General features: G+C 52.4%; 8 protein-coding genes and 1 pseudogene. 6 read left to right on the forward strand and 3 right to left on the reverse strand.

Features of this window, described 5'->3' with window-relative positions:
• Positions 1–65 precede the first annotated feature (65 nt).
• From OGX97_RS16595 to OGX97_RS16605, 3 genes are all read right to left on the reverse strand, one after another.
• Positions 66–9,410 (reverse strand): autotransporter outer membrane beta-barrel domain-containing protein, encoded by a 9,345-nt coding sequence (locus tag OGX97_RS16595; RefSeq protein WP_279850416.1) that lies wholly within the window; start codon positions 9,408–9,410, stop codon positions 66–68.
• Positions 9,411–9,607: 197 nt separating this feature from the next.
• Positions 9,608–10,186 carry a helix-turn-helix transcriptional regulator gene (locus tag OGX97_RS16600; RefSeq protein WP_008784033.1) on the reverse strand — a complete coding sequence of 193 codons (579 nt, stop codon included), beginning with the start codon at positions 10,184–10,186 and terminating at the stop codon, positions 9,608–9,610.
• Between the two features lie 617 nt (positions 10,187–10,803).
• On the reverse strand, positions 10,804–11,979 hold the full coding sequence (locus OGX97_RS16605) for a DnaJ family molecular chaperone (RefSeq protein WP_286592624.1): 1,176 nt from the start codon (positions 11,977–11,979) through the stop codon (positions 10,804–10,806).
• Between the two features lie 299 nt (positions 11,980–12,278).
• On the opposite strand from OGX97_RS16605, the pseudogene OGX97_RS16610 reads away from it, so the two are divergent.
• The 6 genes and pseudogenes from OGX97_RS16610 to OGX97_RS16635 all read left to right on the forward strand — a co-directional run bounded on the left by OGX97_RS16610 (position 12,279) and on the right by OGX97_RS16635 (position 19,576).
• Positions 12,279–13,363 (forward strand): annotated as a pseudogene (locus OGX97_RS16610) (YncE family protein).
• A gap of 146 nt (positions 13,364–13,509) precedes the next feature.
• Positions 13,510–14,904, forward strand: coding sequence for a phenylalanine transporter (gene pheP / locus OGX97_RS16615; RefSeq protein ID WP_258735503.1), 1,395 nt, complete (start codon positions 13,510–13,512; stop codon positions 14,902–14,904).
• 180 nt (positions 14,905–15,084) lie between these two features.
• A complete protein-coding gene (locus OGX97_RS16620) occupies positions 15,085–16,326 on the forward strand; it encodes an MFS transporter (protein ID WP_003835691.1) in 1,242 nt (413 codons plus the stop codon).
• A gap of 15 nt (positions 16,327–16,341) precedes the next feature.
• Positions 16,342–17,370 (forward strand): sugar phosphate isomerase/epimerase family protein, encoded by a 1,029-nt coding sequence (locus OGX97_RS16625; protein ID WP_279850417.1) that lies wholly within the window; start codon positions 16,342–16,344, stop codon positions 17,368–17,370.
• A complete protein-coding gene (locus OGX97_RS16630; protein ID WP_111465954.1) occupies positions 17,367–18,518 on the forward strand; it encodes a Gfo/Idh/MocA family protein in 1,152 nt (383 codons plus the stop codon). Before OGX97_RS16625 ends, OGX97_RS16630 begins: the two co-directional genes overlap by 4 nt.
• Before the next feature lie 77 nt (positions 18,519–18,595).
• Positions 18,596–19,576, forward strand: coding sequence for a LacI family DNA-binding transcriptional regulator (locus OGX97_RS16635; RefSeq protein ID WP_003831159.1), 981 nt, complete (start codon positions 18,596–18,598; stop codon positions 19,574–19,576).
• The last annotated feature ends 1 nt before the right edge of the window (position 19,577 follow it).

Below are 19,577 nucleotides of genomic sequence, written 5' to 3' on the forward strand. Positions count from 1 at the left end.
CAGGCGGCTTTGAACGGCAAAAAAAAGCCCCCTGCAGAACAGGGGGCTGGTGAGTTTATGTCAGCTTAGAACGATTTCTTAAAGCCGATAGAGGCATTGACCGGCGCTTCTACCTGCGACTTACTGCCGCCGTTGCTGAATTGCGTACCCAGCTCACCGTAGACCTGCAGGTTTCTGTCGATGGACCATGACAGGCCGGCTGCAACTTCAGTGCTGGAGTACTGCTGTGAAGATTCCAGCGTGGTGGTGGCTACCGCATTGGTGAAGTGCGTTTTGTCTTTTGAACCCAGACCCTGCCAGACGTTTACCCTGCCGTACGGCTGGAATTTGCCATGGTTGGTGTCATAGTCAGCGACCAGACGCACGCCCAGACGCGCGGTAAAGGAATCCGCAGTATCCATTTTCACTTTCGTTGGGGTCACACCATCCAGCGTGCTGTTATCAAAGTCGCTGTACTGGTAGATCAACTGAGCCTGAGGTTCCAGACTCCATGCGCTGGCACCTAAACGGAACGATTTACCTACCTCTGTCGACACCGTCAGCGTGTTGCCTCTGACCGTATACGAGCCGTTGTTACCGGTCGCCTCCAGGCGGGATTTATGGTTACCGTACTGCAGGACGTTATCAACATACATACCGTCACCCGAGAACCAGGTAGCATAGCCGCCGACGTAAAATGCGTTGTCGTCGATATTACCGCCTTTGCCATCGCTGCCTGTCTTCGTGCCTTTCACGTTGCTGTCGATATCAAGGATGCTGGTATACATCCCGGCTTTCCAGCTTTCGTTAGCATACATATCAACGCCGACCTGAATGCCCATGGTATGGGAGCTGGTTTGCGTACCGGCCGCGTCATCCAGTTTGGTTTTACCGGAGTAGCCAATCATTCTTGCCCATGCGCGATTGTCTTCATCAATGCCCGGTTTAACCTCGTCACCCATACGTTGGTGCATGTTACCCAACAGGCTAATATCACCCTGACGTACGACGCTGGCGAGGCCGGAATACAGCATGGTTTCTGGACGGTATTCACTTCTCAGATACCAGTTTTCACCCTGGCCCTGAGCATTACCCGCATGCAGTTGGTACTCAAACGCACCTGCAGCCATACGATCGGCGGCAAGATGGAAGGCATCCCGCGACGTTTGTGCGGTGGTGGTTGCGCCATTGAGCGCTGTCACCACTTCGATACCATCCCCAATGGTCGGCGCGCCGAGACCAGAACCATCGACATCCAGCAGCGTGCTACCGCTGGCTTTACCGCCATCGATAATCAGACGGTCGGCAATGCCTGAGCCGCTACCATTCTGGATAGCCGCCATGTTGATAGTCCCTTTTTCGCCGGTGTAATCCCCTTTGACGGTTAAGGTTGTGCCAGTCTGCTGACCGATGAGCGAGACATCGCCACCGTTGCTCAGGCCCGCTACCGTTTGGTTGTAACCCTGAGTGTTCAACGTGGTGTCTGCGACCACATAGTGGTGCGATGCGCTACTCAGGGTGTTGGCATTACCCGCTTGCAACACGCCGTTGGCGATCAACGTCGCGCCGCTGTAGCTGTTTTCGCCTTGCAGCTCGGTAATGCCGCTACCGGTCTGATGCAACTGGCCTTTACCACTGATATTGCCGGTCAGCGCCAGGGTATCGCCACGATTGACGTTGAGTACGCCGTTATCAACGACATCCCCCTGAATGCTGCCGATATCACCGCCGTTACCCAGCTGTAAAACGCCTTGTTCGATGGTGGTGCCACCGGTGTAGGTGTTATCCAGCGTCAGGGTGAGGGAGCCTTTACCGGTTTTGGTCAGTTGACCGTTACCTTCGACTTCAGTCAGCAGAGAAACGTCATGTCCGTTGGTGTCGAATGTCCCGCCGCCGGATTCCAGCGTCACCTGACGGGCAGTATCAAACGCTTCGCCATACTTCAGCGTACCGCCATTAAAGGTAATTCCCGTATCTGCCGCACCCAGGTTGGTATCGCCCGCTACCTGCAGCGTCCCGGAGGTGATGGTCGTTCCGCCGCTGTAGGTGTTGTCGCCCGTGAGGATGAGGGTACCGAGATCGCCTTTATTCAGGCCGCCGGTACCGCGGATAACGCTGTCGATAGTCGCGGTGTAGTTGGCGCCGTCTACTGTGCCATCGCCAACGCGAATCAGGGTGTTGGCCGTATCGGTGGTAATGGCTTCGCCACCCACGCGATAACCATCGGTGGCGAACTGCGCGCCGCTGATGATGACGTTGCCTTTGCTGTTATCGACGGTCACGTTGCCTGCTTCACCCTGGAAGACGGCAAACGCGGCATCGGTAAACGGTGCGTTCAGCGCGCCTTCCGGCGTTGATTCATCGGTAGTCCAGTTGTCGTTACCCTGGCTGGATTGCCAGATACCGTCGCCGCCGTTGATGACGCCGTTGTTTTTCAGCTCGCCATTCTCACCGCCGGTGCCGTCCCAGAAGCGCAGCGTTAGTCCTGCGTGGTTGACCAGGTTGACCTGATTTTTCACCGATGTCTGCACGTACAGGCTGTCAGCCGCTTCCGGCGCGTTAGCAATATCCATCACATTGTTGGTCAATGTGCCGGTGTAGTTGATGACGCGATAGACGCCGACATCAAAGCTGCCGCCCGGTGAGGTTTCAATGTTGAGCTTACCATCGAGCGTCAGATCGCCGTTTACGTCAATCAAGTCGTTGAAAGCACCGCCCGGGGTGTAAGCCTGACCAAACTGATAATCCAACTGTGCGTTATCACTGAGCGTCAGCGAACCGGTAGTCAGTTTACCCACGCTGTTGATGGCCGCACCTGCGGTAATATGAGCGTCGTCCAGCACATCAACCGCGCCGCCAATAATCCCGTTACCGCCGAGCGTTGCCCCGGATTTCACTGTCACCTGGCCGGTAGCCGCAGACTGATTACCGTTGACCAGCAGCACGCCTTCATTGACGTCCGTGGTGCCGGTGTAAGTATTGTCGCCGGTCAGCGTTAACGTACCGTCACCGATTTTCACCAGGCTACCGTCGTTGCCGCTGATAATGCCGCTGATGGTGTCATCAAGATGCAGATTACCCAGTGACAGCTCTTTATTGCCCAATTCGACATTACCTGCGCCGGACAACGAGCCGATCGATGTTGCGCTGTCGACTGCGCTGATATCGACCTTACCGCCCGCCAGGTTTTTAACGACGGTATTTTCTGCCATCGCCTGGTCAGCAAAGGTCATCAGTCCGCTGTTGTTCACGGTGGCATTACCGCCGCTGGCGTCTTCTTCCAGCGCCAGAGTACTGTCTTTTGACACGTTAACCGTCGCGTTGCCCGCGGTGGCGTTGTTGGTTAACACCGCTTTCGCCGTGCCCGTCAGGTTCAGCATTGCGCTCGCTGCGGTGACGTTATCTGCCAGCGTTAACAGGCTGTCGGCGATGTTCATAGTCAGGGATTTCAGGCTGGTATCTGTCCCGCTGACATTGAGCGTCGCGCCCTTATTGACGTTCACGGTGCTGCTTTCGTTACTGCCAAAGGCTCCGGTTTTGCTGACGTTGACCGTCACATTGTTGGTGTTTCCGGTACCGGCAATTTCTGTGTCGCCTTTGTAGCTGTTTGCGCGGTCGAGCGACAAGGTGCTGCCCGCATCGCTAGAGCTGCTGGTGACTTTCAGTTTACCGTCGCCAGTAATCTCACCGGTTGGCGTGAAGTGGTGCGAATTGAGATCGAACACCGCTGCGTTCTCATTCGCTCCCAGCTCGATGGTGCGATTGCTGGTCAGGTCCGCGCCCAGTTGCAGCGTTGAACCGTTATTGATTGCCAGGTCAGTTCCGCTCTGGCCGAGATTGCTGTCGGAGGAGATCTGCAACGTGCCGCCATCAATGCGCGTGCCGCCGCGATACTCGTTATCGCCGCTGAGGATCAGACGGCCAAGGTCGGTTTTCACCAGCGTCAGCTTGTCAGCAGTACTGGCTTCGCGGATAACAGACTCAATGGTCGCGGTATAGTTTTGCCCCGCGCCACCGGCGCCAACGCGCAGCAGCAGTTCGCCTGTTCCCGGCGTCTGGCCTGCGTGGGTCGCGTTTTCAGTGGTGGCATACGCGTTAAGCGCATCGCCTTTAACGATATAGCCATCGGCATCAAACTGTGCCCCGGAGAAGTTAACTTCTCCCGCGGCGTTGTCCACGGTAACTGTACCGCCTTTGGTGGTGAAGACGGCGAAGGACTTTTGTGCCCAAGGGGCGTTACCTTCACCGGTTGCGGTGGTCCAGTTGTTATCACCCTGGCTGCCGATTGCCATCCATTTGCCATCGCCACCGTCAATTTTGCTGTCGCCTTCAATACCCGACGCGCCGTGGCTCTGATTGACGGTTGCGCCGTCCCAGAACTGCAGGGTAACGCCGTTGGCGTTCACCAGGTTGACCTGTTTGTCGATGGAGGTCTGGACAAAAATATTGCTCTTATCCTGACTGTCCGGTATTGCGCCTAATTCCAGCGTCTGGTTATCCAGCGTGCCGCCGTAGTTATAGATACGGTACACGCCCGGTCCGAAGTTACCGCCCTGTGAAGTGGTGACATCCAGAGTCCCGTCCAGTTGCAGATCGCCCGCGACGTTAATCAGATCGTTTAGCGCGCCGCCTGGCGTATAGGCCTGACCCAGTTCGAAAGCGGAAGTCGTTTTGCTACCAAGCTGCAGATTACCGTTAATGGATAACGTACCCGCACCACCGTCACCGGCACTGAGGGTCGTGGCATCGTTCATCAGCACGTTGCCGCCGATAGTGCCATTACCGCCAAGTGTGGACGTGCCGCTAACGGTGGTGGCACCGCGCGCCGCGCTTTGATCGCCATTCACCAGCAGCGTGCCGTTGGTAACGGTGGTGTCGCCGGTATAGGTGTTATTGCCGTTCAGACGAGTAATGCCGCCGCCGATTTGCTGCAGTGCGCCAATACCGGAGATCACGCCGTTGAGCCAAACTTTATCAGCTCGATTAACGATGAGTACGCCGTCATCGAGAATATTCGACACGGCGCTGACTTCGCCTGTATTTCCGCCGTCACCCAACTGCAGCGTACCGGTTTGAGCGATAGTGGTAGAGCCGGTGTAGGTATTGTTAGCGGTGAAGATCGTGGTACCGCCCGCCGCACGTTCGAACTTCCCGTCACCGCTGATGATACCGCGATAAATTTGCGCCGCTGAAGCATCACCCTGGGTATCGAAGATAACCCGGCTGCCTGTGCCCTGGGTCGTAACATTGTAATCGCCAATGCTTGCGGCAGTACTGGTCGGCTCGACGTGGTCGCCGGTGCTCAGGGTTGCGCCATTGTTTACGGCAATGGTTTTGCTTGCCAGCGTCAGGTTTTCTACGACCCGGACATCTGCGTTTGAGCCGCTGATGGTCAGCGAATCCCAGCCGGTGCCGATGTTGGTGCCAGTGGTCAGGTTGTCGCTAGCCAGCGTACCAATCTTCGCACCTTTTGTATCGGTGAAGGTGAGGGCGTTGCCGCTACCTGCTTCAGTAGTGATGTGGCGTGTTTTATCCAGCGTCACATTGCCGATGTTGGCTTTATTGTTACCGCCAGTACCGGCGAAATTCACTTCACCCGCATAGGAGCCACTACGCCAGTTAAAGATGTCCGCACCTTCGCCGGTATTGATTACGCCGCTGGTTACACCGCCGCTGATATCAATGGTGTCATTGCCTTTGCCGGACTGAATGGCCACGGCCGTGTCGTTGATGGCCTGCAGGGTTCCCGTGTTGGTAATGGTTTTACTGCTGTCGCCGCTGGCGTCAATAACCGGTGAGGTGGTGCTGGCAGAGATAATCTTGCCGCTGTTGGTCAAGGCGCTGACGTTTTTCGCGATGATCGCCGAACCGCCTGCGTCGTTATGCACGTTAATGTCGGCATTGGTGGTGACATTACCGTTGGTATTAGCGCGGATACCGCTGCCTTCGCTGTTCAGCACCTCAATGGTGTAGCCTTTGCCGATGGTCAGATCGCCCGATACCGAGCTGCCATCGCGTTTTTCAAAGGCAAAGCCGGTACCTTTCCCGTTGACGTTGAGGATATTTCCAGCGCTGTCTTTATCGGTCATGGTCAACGCCACGCTGGTGCGGATGCCTGCGCCATCGTTGGAGTTTATGGTGACGTTTCGTAACAGGATATTGTTATTGTTAGCATCGTTTTGAATGCCAGCACCGTCACCCTTTGCACTGATCTCCACATTTTGCGCGGACAGAGCGCCAGCGCCTTCGGCCAGACGAATACCGTCAGCGGTGCCATCGGTAGTAATACTGTCGCCAGAAATACCGTTAATCAGCAGGCTGGCTCCTTGGGTGAGCAGAACCCCGGCAGTACCATCATCAACCTGAACTTTGCCCAGTGTATTGATCTGTGCGCTGGCACCTGAAGCCCTAACACCGATGCCGTTGCTGACATGCAGGTCGCTGGAGGAGTTATTGGTTAAGCTCCCGCCTTGTTGAACATCAACGCCGATGCTGTCGACGCTGGCCAGATCAATAATCGAGTTGGTATCCAGGATCAGGTTGCCCTGATTCCTCGCCACATAGGCGATAACCTCATTGCCGCTAGCTTCAGAGGTAATCTTCGCGTTGGAGGTGAGGGTGGTGCTAGTAGGATTACCCTGCGTGTCACCATTCAACTGGTGAGCCTGACCATCCACAACCCCGGCAACGGTTCTTTCGCCGGTTAAATTGATGGTCGTTTTATCGCTAATAGTTCCTTTCGCGCCGCCTTCGATAACCAGCGCCGCTGAGTCGCTACCCTTAACGGTAAACGTAGCTTCACCGGTATCTACGCTACTGCCAGCGCCGGTGGCGAGAACGCCCACGGAATTCTTACCGCTGAGGGTAAGATCAAGGTTGGAGCCAGCCTGACCATTCGGCGGCGTGGTATTCCCGGCCAGCAATGCGCCATTGGCGATACGGAAAATGGTGGTGCGATCCTGACCATTGTCATTCATCACCGCCTGACCAATGTTGGCGGTAGCGCCTTTACCAAACAGGTAATAACCAATCTGATCGGTGCTGTTAAATGTCGGGCTACTCAGACTGTCAACGTTAGCGATGGCGTTATCACGTACATGCACACCGATGTTACCGGCTTTATCCAGCGTAATGTTGGAGTAAACGTTGACCACTGCCTGGCCGCTGCTGCCACCTTCAGCCCAAATAGCGTAGTTACGGTTACCGACGCCGCCTTCTCCGTCCACCACGATAGAGCCCGCAGCGCTGGTGGTGACTTCGGCATTTTTGTTATTGGCGCTAACGTGGATCCCCACGTTGTTGGTGCCATTTACGTTAATCTTGCCGTCGTTGCGGATTTCCTGATTATTTTCCGCGCCGCTGTCGCGTACGGAGATGCCGTAGTTTTTACTGCTGCCCCCGTCAGAACCTCCATTGATCACGATATTGCCGGTATTGAGAACGTTGCCCGTGGCATTCCCGACCAGAATTCCCGCGGCGTTGCGTATCCCGGTTCCCAGCGTGATCAGACCGTTGTTAATCACCTCTTTGGCACTTTTGGTCATGATCCCGGCGCTCAGACTAGAGCCGCCAGCCATCGTGACATCTTTAGACGGATCGCTTGCGTCGCGACCAAGATAAATTGAGGCATCCTGAGCGTTAGTGAAAGTGGCATTCCCGGCGACTTCTACGCCATAAGCCGTGCCTTTGGCAAAGGATGCACCGTTTTTGCGCCCGTCCACGACGTTGATATCGCCGTTGTTGACGCCTTGCGATTCGTCAGACAGTTGCATGCCAATAGCCAGCGTCAGCGAAGAATCTGGCTCATCCTTACTCCAGGGATCGGCTGCCGACGCGGTACCAAAGTTATCGGTGGTGATCGCCTGGTTAATGGTGCCGTTGTTTGCTATCTGGCTGGCGCCTTGCCCCTGCATGCCAAATGCGCCATAGCTGTTGACGTTTTGATTGCCGTCTTTGTCGATAAACAGCCCGGAGTTGATGATCCCGTTGTTGGTTGCCGTTGCGTCTTTTGCCAGCATGCCAATCGCCAGACTCTGCCCGGTAGACGTGCGTAATGCGTTCAGCTCGCCAAGGTTAGTGATAACCCCGCCATTAAGGGATTTCATGACACCGTTAATACTGCCGTCAACGGCAATAATCGCATCTTTGTTCAGGGTGCCGGAGGTGCCTGCACCGTTGGCGTAAATAGCATGCAGCTCACCGCGGCCAGCGGTCGCGTTATTGCTATGCGACAAGCCGTCGGTCCAGACGTCGTAATCCCAGGTAAGCACGTCTGAAGACTTGCTGGAGTTGATCAAGCCATCAATCAGCTCCGCGTATTTTGTCTGCGCGGCGGTGACGGTTGTGATATCACCGTTTTCAACATCCAGCCACAACTGCAGTTGACTGACCTTTTGCCCTTCAGGGTTTTCTGCTGCGTCGCTGCTTTTACCCAACAGCCAGTCGTTAAAATCGGCCAGCTCCTGCGTGCTGGTAATGTTAAATGTGCGCGTACCCGTTTCGACTACTTTACCGTCTGCATCATAGCCGTAGGACATGAGTGTTACATCATCGCCAAACACGGAGGTTTGTGCTGAACCGGCGAACGTTTTTTCAGGGATAACTGGGGCGGCGTTAAATTTTATATAGTTATCGGATTGCCAGTTAACCTGGCTACCTGCGTCCTGAGCCTCCAGCAAGGAGGAGTCTTTAGCCAGCAACTCGATAGTATTGGCTTTGTCACGGACATTGAGCGTGTCGTTGCCAATATCCAGATTGGCTATGGAGCCATTTGTCGCCAGCGCGATGCCAAATTGTTTATAGATTTTAGACAACGTTGGATCGTAGGTGTTTAATACCGAATCGCCGATCTGTGATTCGGTAAGAAAGCTACTTAACTCCTGGGTATCAAAGACTTTAATTGATGCTGGCTCACCAGGAAATGCCGGGTCGTTAATAGAGAATTCTGTGCTCTGTGAAGGCGTCGACGACCGGTTGTACGTCAGGTATTCCGCCAGCTCTTCAGCATTAGTAATCGTTTTTACGCTCTGGTCAGGGCTGGTGGCCTTAAGAGTGATTTTGTTTGTTTGCAGCAGCTCTCTGATGGTCGTTGATTCAACAACGCCACTTTGACCCGGACTGATCGTTGGGATCGCACCGCTGATATTGAGCGCCTGACCAGCAGTGATATCTTTATATAAGAATCCGTAGTCGTGGATACCCGCATAATCCCCAACGGAAATACCTGCCTGGTAGTCGGTGAAAATATTGTGATCACCGATATCGATAATCGGATCAGCGGAAACCTGCATTGAAGCAGCGCTTAATGCACCCGCTGCTAATACCGCAACAGTTTTGCGCGAGCTGCTTTTTTTCTTTCCTTTGGTTAATTCAGAAACGACCACCCAGATACCGAGCGCCGCGTTCCAAATAATGCTGTAAACTTTGTTCATATATAACCCTCGTCTACATTCCTGTTATGCATGTGTTAATACATTGAGTTGTTGGCTATGGTTGGCACGCGGATGTGCTACCCGGTAATCGATTTTTGGGAATAGGGTTTCCTTCCGTGCGATGCGGAATTAAAAAGCGAGTCGAAAGAAAACTTTTTTTAAATAATAACCGTGATAATTGTCCTTAAATAAGTCAGTTACGGCTGGCTATAGTGAGAAATGGTGTACTTGAGCCGGGTGTTATTTTTGCCGAGTTTTCTGGCAATATTGCTTTTGTACGCCCCGATGGTTTTTTCACTTTTTTGTGATGCCCCGGCGATTTGTGTCAGTGACCATCCTCGGGCAAGCATCATCATTACGTTGAATTCGTTTGCTGTGATCTTGTTGTGTAATGCTTTGATATTTTGTTGGTTATTGTTTTTGGTGATACGTGTAACGGCATGGTGTAGCCGATCAAGACTGGCATCTTGATCAAGAAACAGCATGTTCTTCCCACAAACGGTTTGAAAAAGAGTAAAAGTAGCTTCATCTGCCAAAACAATAATTTTGGTGACAGGTCGTAAAGCCATGTTGCGGATAATCCTGGCATATTTTAAAAAATCTGATTTGTCAGGATTAATGATGATGCAATCCGTTTCATAAGGAAGCATTTTGACAGCAGAGAGCGTCTGGGAGGAGTAATACGCGATATCAATATATAATGATGAGCCACGTAGGATTTCTCGCATGCCTAGCCAAGGGTAAATTGAGTCACCCAAAAAAATAGCCTTTGACATAACGATCTCCTTGAAATTTTGGTGCAAGCAGCCGCCTCTTTTTGTAGGTTAAAAAAGAGTTTCTTGCGACGCGTGAAATGTTAATTAAATCTCGTATTACGTTCTGTGCTGTGAACGTATCCTTATTAATTCCAGATTAAACAGATATTCTCTGTATTTATTAGAATCATTAACTATTCTTAAAGTAGATATTACACTTTGTTAAAATTTAAGATAAATCGTTTATTTCAGCTCTGCGTAAATGATTGATAGATTTCGCTTATGAATCGCATGAATAATGATTGAGTGGTTTCTATAAAGACAGGGTATTCCTATCTGTTTTGGAGGGGATTTATATGAAAAACATTATATTTCAGATGGATACCCGTTTTTCTTAATGGGCTTACTGGTTGGTAGGAGAATTCTTAATCAAGACCAGGACAAAGAGAAGGCGCGTCGAGGGGAAGAGAGAAATATCGCTAAATTTGCAGTTATCGACCTGAAACTCGAGTATTCAGGTTGATAATTCTTAGTGTTGTGAATTTTTTAGGGAATTATCCTATTTTTGGCTTTTTGTGCTTAATTTTAAAAACTCACTTGAAGAGGTTATTTTTTCTGATTGCTATTGCTGATAGGGCTTAGCCCGCCAACAGTTCCTGTTCAACCTGATGCACCTGCTGTTCCAGCGTATTGCGGATTTCCGTAAGCGCCCGTTGTTGATCGGAGAAGTAGGCTTCTTTATCAGTCACGGAGGTGGCAAGCCGCCAGGCGTTTTCGGCTTCCAGTTCGGTAATCTCTTTGAGCAGCGCGTTAATTTGTTCTCTGAGCTGCTGTATTTTGCTGCGTAAATGCTGCAAATCGTTCAATCGGTCACTGGCCATCATCGGTTCGAGGCCGCTTTGCAATTGAGTCAGTAGCGCCCGGACGGTGGCAAGATCGGCATTTTGGCGCGCCTGGTTAAGCTGCACCATCATCTGATGCGCTTTCTCTTTCAGATCATCGGCTACCACGTCCGGGTGGCAAAGACGGCTTGCCTGACGCCACAGGCGTTTTAACTCATTACGTTCATCAGAGGAAAGCCGCTGGTCACGGCTAAAACGATGCTGTGCATCCTGCTGCTGCTCCTGATATTCATCATATTCATGGCTGGCCTTTTCCTGTGCCTGACGGGTTGCGCTGTCGTCCTGGCGAGAAAAGTCGTTTTCCAGCTCACGAATCTCCGCCAGCAGGGCGGTAATCAGTTCAGTTTGCTGCTGAATACGTTGGCGTGTTTCCACCGATTCGCGCGAATCTGAATTCTGGTTCATCCAGTGCTGCTTGAGCCTGGCCAGTTGATCAACAGCCTGGGAAATATAGTGCTGACAGGATTGATAGTCTTTTTCCCGGCGTTTTCGCTCCGCTTCCTGTTTGCGCTGGGCACTGGCGGCGAGCTGTTTACGCAGTTCGAGAATGCGGCTCATCAGCGGTCCAAGACGAAGGTGATACAGATCGTTGAAATCATCGAGGATTTGAATGCGCGTGTTGCGCTTATCGATCAGGTCACGCAGCTGTGTTTCGAGAGCTTTGAGTTCCAGCTTACTGGCGGCAATGGCGGGATCCTGCCACGTAGAGACTGCCCGTTGAGATTGCAGCCAGGCCGAGATTTCACGCAGGGCATCACCAAAGCGTCGTTCTTCGATCGCCTGCACAATGGTGCCAAGTACGACTGACAAAGGCTCATTTTTAAGATGCGCCACCTGCTGGAAAATAATCTCCTCATCTTCCAGTTCAATAGCGCTTTTGACGATTTCCAGTCGTTTGATGATCTTATTCATGACAGTCGTTGCCTGGCCTGGCTAAAAAACGAGTGGCTGAAGTACAACAGGTTCACCCGTTTGAAAATGTTAGAAAAACAGTAAAGCGCATTCTGTGGCCTGCGATGCCTTTTCGTCCAGAATAATTCACTGTAATTATGAAAAACCGGAAGTCGCGCGCACCTGTCTGCATCTTCAAACCTCTGTTTCATGTTTTTTACTCTCGGGTAATTATTCTTGATTCAGTAAAGATAATGCGTATAGTTCTCATTCTCTTTTGTTATTAACTCCCTGTATTACTTCTGGTAAGGATCCCGACAATGAAAAAAACAACATCCGCGCTGGCATTGCTGATTGCTGCGGCGTTAAGCGGTTGTGCGGCGCATACCACGCCAGCCAGCAACGCCAGCGTTACGGAAAAAACAGCGCAACCTGCCGTCAGTGATGTGCAACAACGCGCGCTGGCGGATGGGTTATATGAAATGGCGCTTAGCCCGGCAGGGGATGCGTTGTACGTTGCCAGCGCCGAAGGATTTAAAGATGTGCAGGGCGGCGTGGTTTACAAGCTGGATCCAAAAACGCTTAAAACGCTCGGCTTGAGTCATACCGATATGAAAAACTTTGGTATGGCTATCTCGCCGGACGGTAAAACAGTGTATGTCACCAACTCACTGGATGGTGGCCTGAGCGCGCTGAATACCGCTGACGGCAAGTGAAAAATCGCGTACTGTTCCCGGAACGTAACCCAGAAGGTTTCCCGTATGGTGCGCGCCAGGTGCTGCTGCATAACGGTTTGCTCTATATTGGTGCCGTGGCGGATCCGGCGGTGATTTGGGTGGTTGACGCTGAAACCCTGAAGCTAAAAACCCGCATTAAAAATACGGGTAAATGGATGACCGGACTGCATTATTCAGAAGTGACGCAGCGAATTTATGCAGCTAACGGCGGCGGTGAAATTCTTGTTATCAACCCGCGTAATCAGCGCGTAGAAAAACGCTGGCAACCGCTGGGAGAACAACCTGCGCTGTTGCTGAATATGACGGAGGACGCACAAACGGGTCGCCTGTTTGTCACCGACAACTCGAAAGCGAAGACTACCCTGGTGCTGGATATCCATACTGGTAAGCTGCTGAAAAAATTGGATGTGGGTGATTCGCTGGCGGTGAAATTTAACGCAAAACGCAACGAAATCTATATTACCCAGCGTGATTCAGGGAAATTGCTCAGCCTGAATGCGACCGATTACAGCGTGAAGAAAAGCTGGGATTTACCACCAAACCCTAACAGCTTGCTGCTCTCGGCGGATGGGCAAACCCTGTTTGTCACCGTGAAACAGAAATTTAATAAAGACCACTCTACATCTGCGCCAGATAACGTGGTACGTATTGACCTGAATAAACAATAACAGCTCGCCTTCTTTCTATTGTTTTTCTCCCGAGCCTCGGTGCGTTGGGCAAGGAAGCCCGGCGTATCCAATCGATTGCGCCTTGCGACAACCAGGTTGAAATGTTAAAAGAAGCCCCTTCAATAAAAACCACACAGGGGAAGGGCGTGAAAAACGCGTCAACTGCATCTGACACCAGCGTGTCTGATGCCGCGTCGACGAACGAGCCGACGCTTCAACGAGGGTTGCAAAACCGCCATATTCAGTTAATTGCGCTGGGCGGCGCAATTGGTACCGGCCTGTTTTTGGGCATTGGCCCGGCTATTCAGATGGCGGGACCTGCGGTGTTACTGGGTTACGGCGTTGCAGGGATCATCGCTTTTTTGATTATGCGTCAACTGGGCGAAATGGTGGTCGAAGAACCCGTTTCCGGATCGTTTGCCCATTTTGCCTATAAATACTGGGGACCGTTCGCGGGTTTTCTGTCCGGCTGGAACTACTGGGTGATGTTTGTGCTGGTCGGCATGGCAGAACTGACAGCGGCAGGGATCTACATGCAGTACTGGTTGCCCGATGTTCCAACCTGGATTTGGGCCGCGGCATTCTTCGTGATCATCAACGCCGTCAATCTGGTCAACGTACGTCTGTATGGCGAAACGGAATTCTGGTTTGCGCTGATTAAAGTACTGGCCATTATCGGCATGATTGGTTTTGGCGTGTGGATGCTGTTTTCCGGTAACGGCGGGGAACATGCAAGCATCGATAACTTGTGGCGTTACAACGGCTTTTTTGCTACCGGCTGGAACGGATTAATTCTGTCGCTGGCAGTGATTATGTTCTCCTTTGGTGGGCTGGAGCTTATCGGGATTACTGCCGCGGAAGCGCAGGATCCGCAGAAAAGCATTCCAAAGGCGGTAAACCAGGTGGTGTACCGTATTCTGCTGTTTTATATCGGTTCTCTGGTGGTGCTGTTGGCGCTGTACCCGTGGGTGGAAGTGAAATCCAACAGCAGCCCGTTCGTAATGATTTTCCATAATCTCGACAGCAACGTAGTGGCTTCTGCGCTGAACTTTGTCATCTTGGTGGCTTCGCTGTCGGTGTATAACAGTGGCGTCTACTCTAACAGCCGCATGCTGTTTGGTCTTTCGGTTCAGGGTAACGCGCCGAAGTTCTTAACCCGCGTCAGCCATCGCGGCGTACCGGTGAACTCACTGATCCTTTCCGGTGCTATTACGTCGCTGGTGGTACTCATCAACTATGTGCTGCCGCAAAAGGCCTTTAGCCTGCTGATGGCGCTGGTGGTGGCGACGCTGCTGCTGAACTGGATTATGATCTGCCTGGCACATCTGCGATTCCGGGCGGCGATGCGTCGTAAGGGACGTGACACGCAGTTTAAAGCGCTGCTGTATCCGGCAGGGAACTACCTGTGTATTGCATTCCTTGGCATGATTCTGGTGCTGATGTGTACGATGGATGAGATGCGCCTGTCAGCTATCCTGCTACCGGTGTGGATCCTGTTCCTGTTTGTTGCCTTCAAACTGCTGCGTCGTAAGTCCCGCTAAGTTTCTACCGATCTTGTTATTACCGATCCCATCGTCAGGATGGGATCGGATCCTCACTCAACGTTTATCGTGACCGTTCTCGCAATTTTGCTGCTGCTGACAGGATCTTTATTTTGTAATCGATTACTTTTCTATTGAATCTATTTTGTAATCGATTACTTTTTAAGGATGGGGCAAAAAATGGTGTCAACAACCGAAAGTAGTGGAAAACAGAGCGTACAGTACCGGCTGCTGGTGCCCCGGCTGTCGCTAATGATGTTCTTACAGTTCTTTATCTGGGGAAGTTGGTCCGTCACGCTGGGGCTGGTGATGAGCCAGCACAACATGTCGCTGTTGATTGGCGATGCGTTTTCAGCCGGGCCCATTGCCTCTATTCTGTCGCCATTCGTCTTAGGGATGCTGGTAGACCGCTTTTTTGCCTCGCAAAAGGTGATGGCGGTGATGCACCTTGCTGGCGCGGCAATCCTGTGGTTTGTTCCGCAGGCATTGGTGGCGCAAAACGGTGCACTGTTGATTGGTCTGCTGTTTGGCTACACGTTGTGCTACATGCCAACGCTGGCGCTTACCAACAATATTGCTTTTCATAGCCTGTCGGATAAGGACAAAACCTTCCCGGTGGTACGGGTGTTTGGCACCATTGGCTGGATTGTCGCGGGGATCTTTATCGGTGTAACCGGGATTTCGGACACCACCGGCATCTTTACGCTGGCGGCGATTATCTCTGTGATTCTGGCACTCTACAGCCTGACGCTGCCCAACACGCCAGCACCGGCGAAAGGATTGCCGGTAAAAGTTCGCGATCTGTTTTGTGCGGATGCTTTTGCTTTACTCAAGGTCCGTCACTTTTTTGTCTTCTCGCTCTGCGCGACGCTTATCTCTGTACCGTTGGGAACCTATTACGCGTATACCGCGTCGTTTCTTGCTGATGCGGGCGTCGGCGACGTCAGTACGGCGATGTCGTTTGGTCAGATGTCTGAAATATTCTTCATGCTGGTGATCCCGTTCCTGTTCAGACGTTTGGGCGTGAAATACATGCTGTTAATCGGGATGTGCGCCTGGTTCGTGCGTTATGCCTTCTTTGCCCTCGGCATCAGCGAAGAGGGCCGATTCCTGCTGTATCTCGGTATTCTGCTGCACGGCGTGTGCTACGACTTCTTCTTCGTGGTCGGCTTTATTTACACCGATCGTATCGCCGGGGAAAAAGTAAAAGGTCAGGCGCAAAGCATGATCGTCATGTTTACCTATGGGATCGGTATGCTGCTGGGCTCGCAAATTTCAGGCGCACTTTACAACCGGCTGGTGGCGGGGCAAACCGTGCCTCAGGCGTGGACCACATTCTGGTGGATCCCGGCAGTCGCTGCCGCAGTGATTGCCGTGATTTTCCTTTTCTCTTTCAAGTATGACGACAAAGAGCAGGCGTAATTTTCAGGAGGGGTTATGAAAACCATCAAGGGGCCTGGCATTTTTCTGGCGCAATTTATCGGGGATCGCCCGCCATTTAACACCCTGGAAGGCGTGGCAAAATGGGCGGCGGAGCTGGGCTATAAGGCATTACAAATCCCGTGTAATCACAAGTCGCTGTTTGATGTCGAACAAGCTGCTGTAAGTCAGGCCTATTGTGATGATATTCGCGGGATGCTGGCCGGATATGGGTTAGTGATTAGCGAATTAGCTACCCATCTTGAAGGTCAACTGGTTGCCGTCCATCCGGCTTACGATGACGCTTTTGACGGATTTGCTCCGCCGTCTGTACGCGCTAATCCGCAGGCCAGACAGGCATGGGCCATCGAAACCTTACACCAGGCCGCTGCGGCTTCGCAAAGACTGGGGCTGACGGCACATGCCACGTTTTCAGGTTCGCTTGCCTGGCCTTTCTTTTATCCGTGGCCACCGCATAATCGTCAGCGCTTTGAAGAGGCTTTTCTGGAGCTGGCGCGCCGCTGGAGACCGATACTCGATCGCTTTGATCACCATGGGGTGGATGTTTGCTTTGAGATCCATCCAGGCGAAGATCTGCACGATGGCGTGACGTTCGAGCGTTTTCTTGCGCTGGTTGATAATCATCCTCGCTGCAACATTCTCTATGACCCGAGCCATCTGTTATTGCAGCAGATGGATTATCTTGGGTTTATCGATGTCTATCACTCGCGTATTAAAGCGTTCCACGTCAAGGACGCTGAGTACCACGCCAGTAGCCGCAGCGGTGTCTATGGCGGTTATCAGCCGTGGCTCGATCGCGCCGGGCGCTTCCGTTCTTTGGGGGACGGGCAGGTCGATTTCAAAACGATCTTCAGCAAGCTCACACAATATGATTTCCCTGGCTGGGCGGTGCTGGAATGGGAGTGTTGCCTGAAAGACGCGCAAACCGGGGCGCGTGAGGGGAGTGATTTTATACGCCGCCATGTTATTCCGGTTTCTGCTCGTGCATTTGATGATTTCGCCGCTGGCGATGAGGTACGCAAATGATACAGGTTGGCATTATTGGCAGCGGATTTATTGGGCCTGCACATATTGAGGCGTTGCGTCGACTCGGCGGTGTGAACGTGGTGGCGCTCTGTGATAGCTCGCTGGCGGTTGCCCAGGAACGCGCAGATGCTCTTCATATTCCTCATGCGTACGGCAGCGTTGAAGCGCTGCTGGCGCATCCCGGACTACAGGTAGTGCATAACTGTACACCGAATCATCTGCATGCCGACATCAATCGGCAGATTTTACGCGCGGGTATGCACGTGTTTTCAGAAAAGCCGCTGTGTATGACGCCGGATGAGGCTCGTGAACTGGAAACGCTGGCACAGCAGGCTGGAGTGGTGCACGGCGTGAGCTTTGTCTATCGCCAGTTTGCAATGGTGCAGCAGGCGGCCAGTATGGTCAGAAGCGGCAGCGTGGGCAGTCTGTTTGCCGTACAGGGGAGCTATCTGCAGGACTGGATGCTGCTGGAGACTGACTACAACTGGCGGGTCGATGCCGCACAGGGCGGCGATTCACGGGCGGTAGCGGATATCGGTTCGCACTGGTGTGATACGGTGCAATTCGTGACTGGAAAACGTATTGTCGAGGTGATGGCCGATTTGGCTATCGTCTGGCCGGTACGTAAAGCCAGCATTGCCAGTAACGCTACGTTTGGCCAGCAAACGGCTGATGTGCAATTTGAGGATAAAGCGGTTACGACAGAAGATCGTGGGTCGGTGCTGGTACGTTTTGATGATGGCAGCAAAGGCTGCTTTAGCGTTTCGCAGGTGAGTGCCGGGCGCAAGAATCACCTGAGCTTTGAAATTAACGGTAGCCACTGTTCACTGCACTGGGATCAGGAAACGCCGCAACAGCTTTGGGTCGGGCACCGTCAGCAGGCGAACCAGATCCTGACGGACGACCCAGGATTGATGAATGCGGATGTTGCTGCCAGTGCGCACTTTCCGGGCGGGCATATTGAGGGCTGGCCGGATGCGTTCAAGAATATGATGCAGCAGTTTTATCAGGCGGTGTTGGCAGGCAAAATGCCCGCGACGGCGGAGCGTCGATTTGCGTCTTTTTCTGACGGTGCGGATGTGATGTATATTATTGATGCAATTATAAAAAGCCATCAGCAGCAGCGTTGGATATCAGTACAGCGCTAAACACGCATCCGGTTCGCCAGTCGGCGATTTTATGGTAGCCTCAACGCAAAGCGTAAACCGCAGGATGTGTCGTCGTTATGTCTATTCAAAAAATCGCCCAGCTTGCCGGTGTGTCGGTGGCGACGGTATCGCGTGTACTGAATCACAGTGATACCGTCAAAGCCAAAAATCGTGAGCGCGTGCTACAGGCTATTAAAGAAAGCAATTATCAGCCCAACCTGCTGGCGCGTCAGCTGCGTACGGCACGTAGTTCGATGATTCTGGTGATGGTTTCCAACATCGCCAATCCTTTTTGTGCAGAAGTTGTTAAAGGCATTGAAGAGGAGGCGGAGAAGAATGGCTATCGCATTTTACTGTGTAATTCCGGCTCGGATACAGCCCGCTCAAAATCAGCGTTGAAGCTCCTGTCGGGGAAAATCGTCGATGGCATTATCACCATGGATGCATTCTCCAAATTACCGGAACTGACTACGCTGATTGGCGATGCGCCCTGGGTTCAGTGCGCGGAATATGCTGACAAAGGCGCGGTTTCCTGCGTGGGGATTAACGATGTTGACGCCGCACAGTCGGTAATATCTCACCTGGTGGATAAGGGCTACCGACGAATTGCCTTAATCAATCATGACCTGAGTTATAAATATGCTCGTTTGCGCGAACGCGGCTATAAAGCAGCGCTGCATGCGCTGTCGCTTGAATATCAGGCTGTGGAATATGCCAGTGAATTAAGTTCCAGTGCAGGAATTGCGGCGATGAAAACACTACTTGCCGCAGAGGTGAAACCCGACGCGGTGTTTGCCGTATCGGACACGCTAGCCGCTGGTGCGATGCGCGCTATTTTCGATGCCGGATTACAGATCCCGCAGGATATCGCCGTTGTTGGTTTCGACGGTACGGAACTGGCAGAAATGGTTTCTCCACAGCTTTCGACCATTGAGCAGCCCTCACGGGATATAGGCCGCAAAGCGGTAGGATTATTGCTGAATAAAATAGAAAATCCTGACGCGCAGACGGAAAGGGTGATGATGGACTGGCGCTATATTTCACGCGCCAGTACCTGAG

It is taken from the genome of Citrobacter sp. Cpo061 (assembly GCF_030332845.1).
GTDB classification, from domain to species: domain Bacteria; phylum Pseudomonadota; class Gammaproteobacteria; order Enterobacterales; family Enterobacteriaceae; genus Citrobacter; species Citrobacter portucalensis.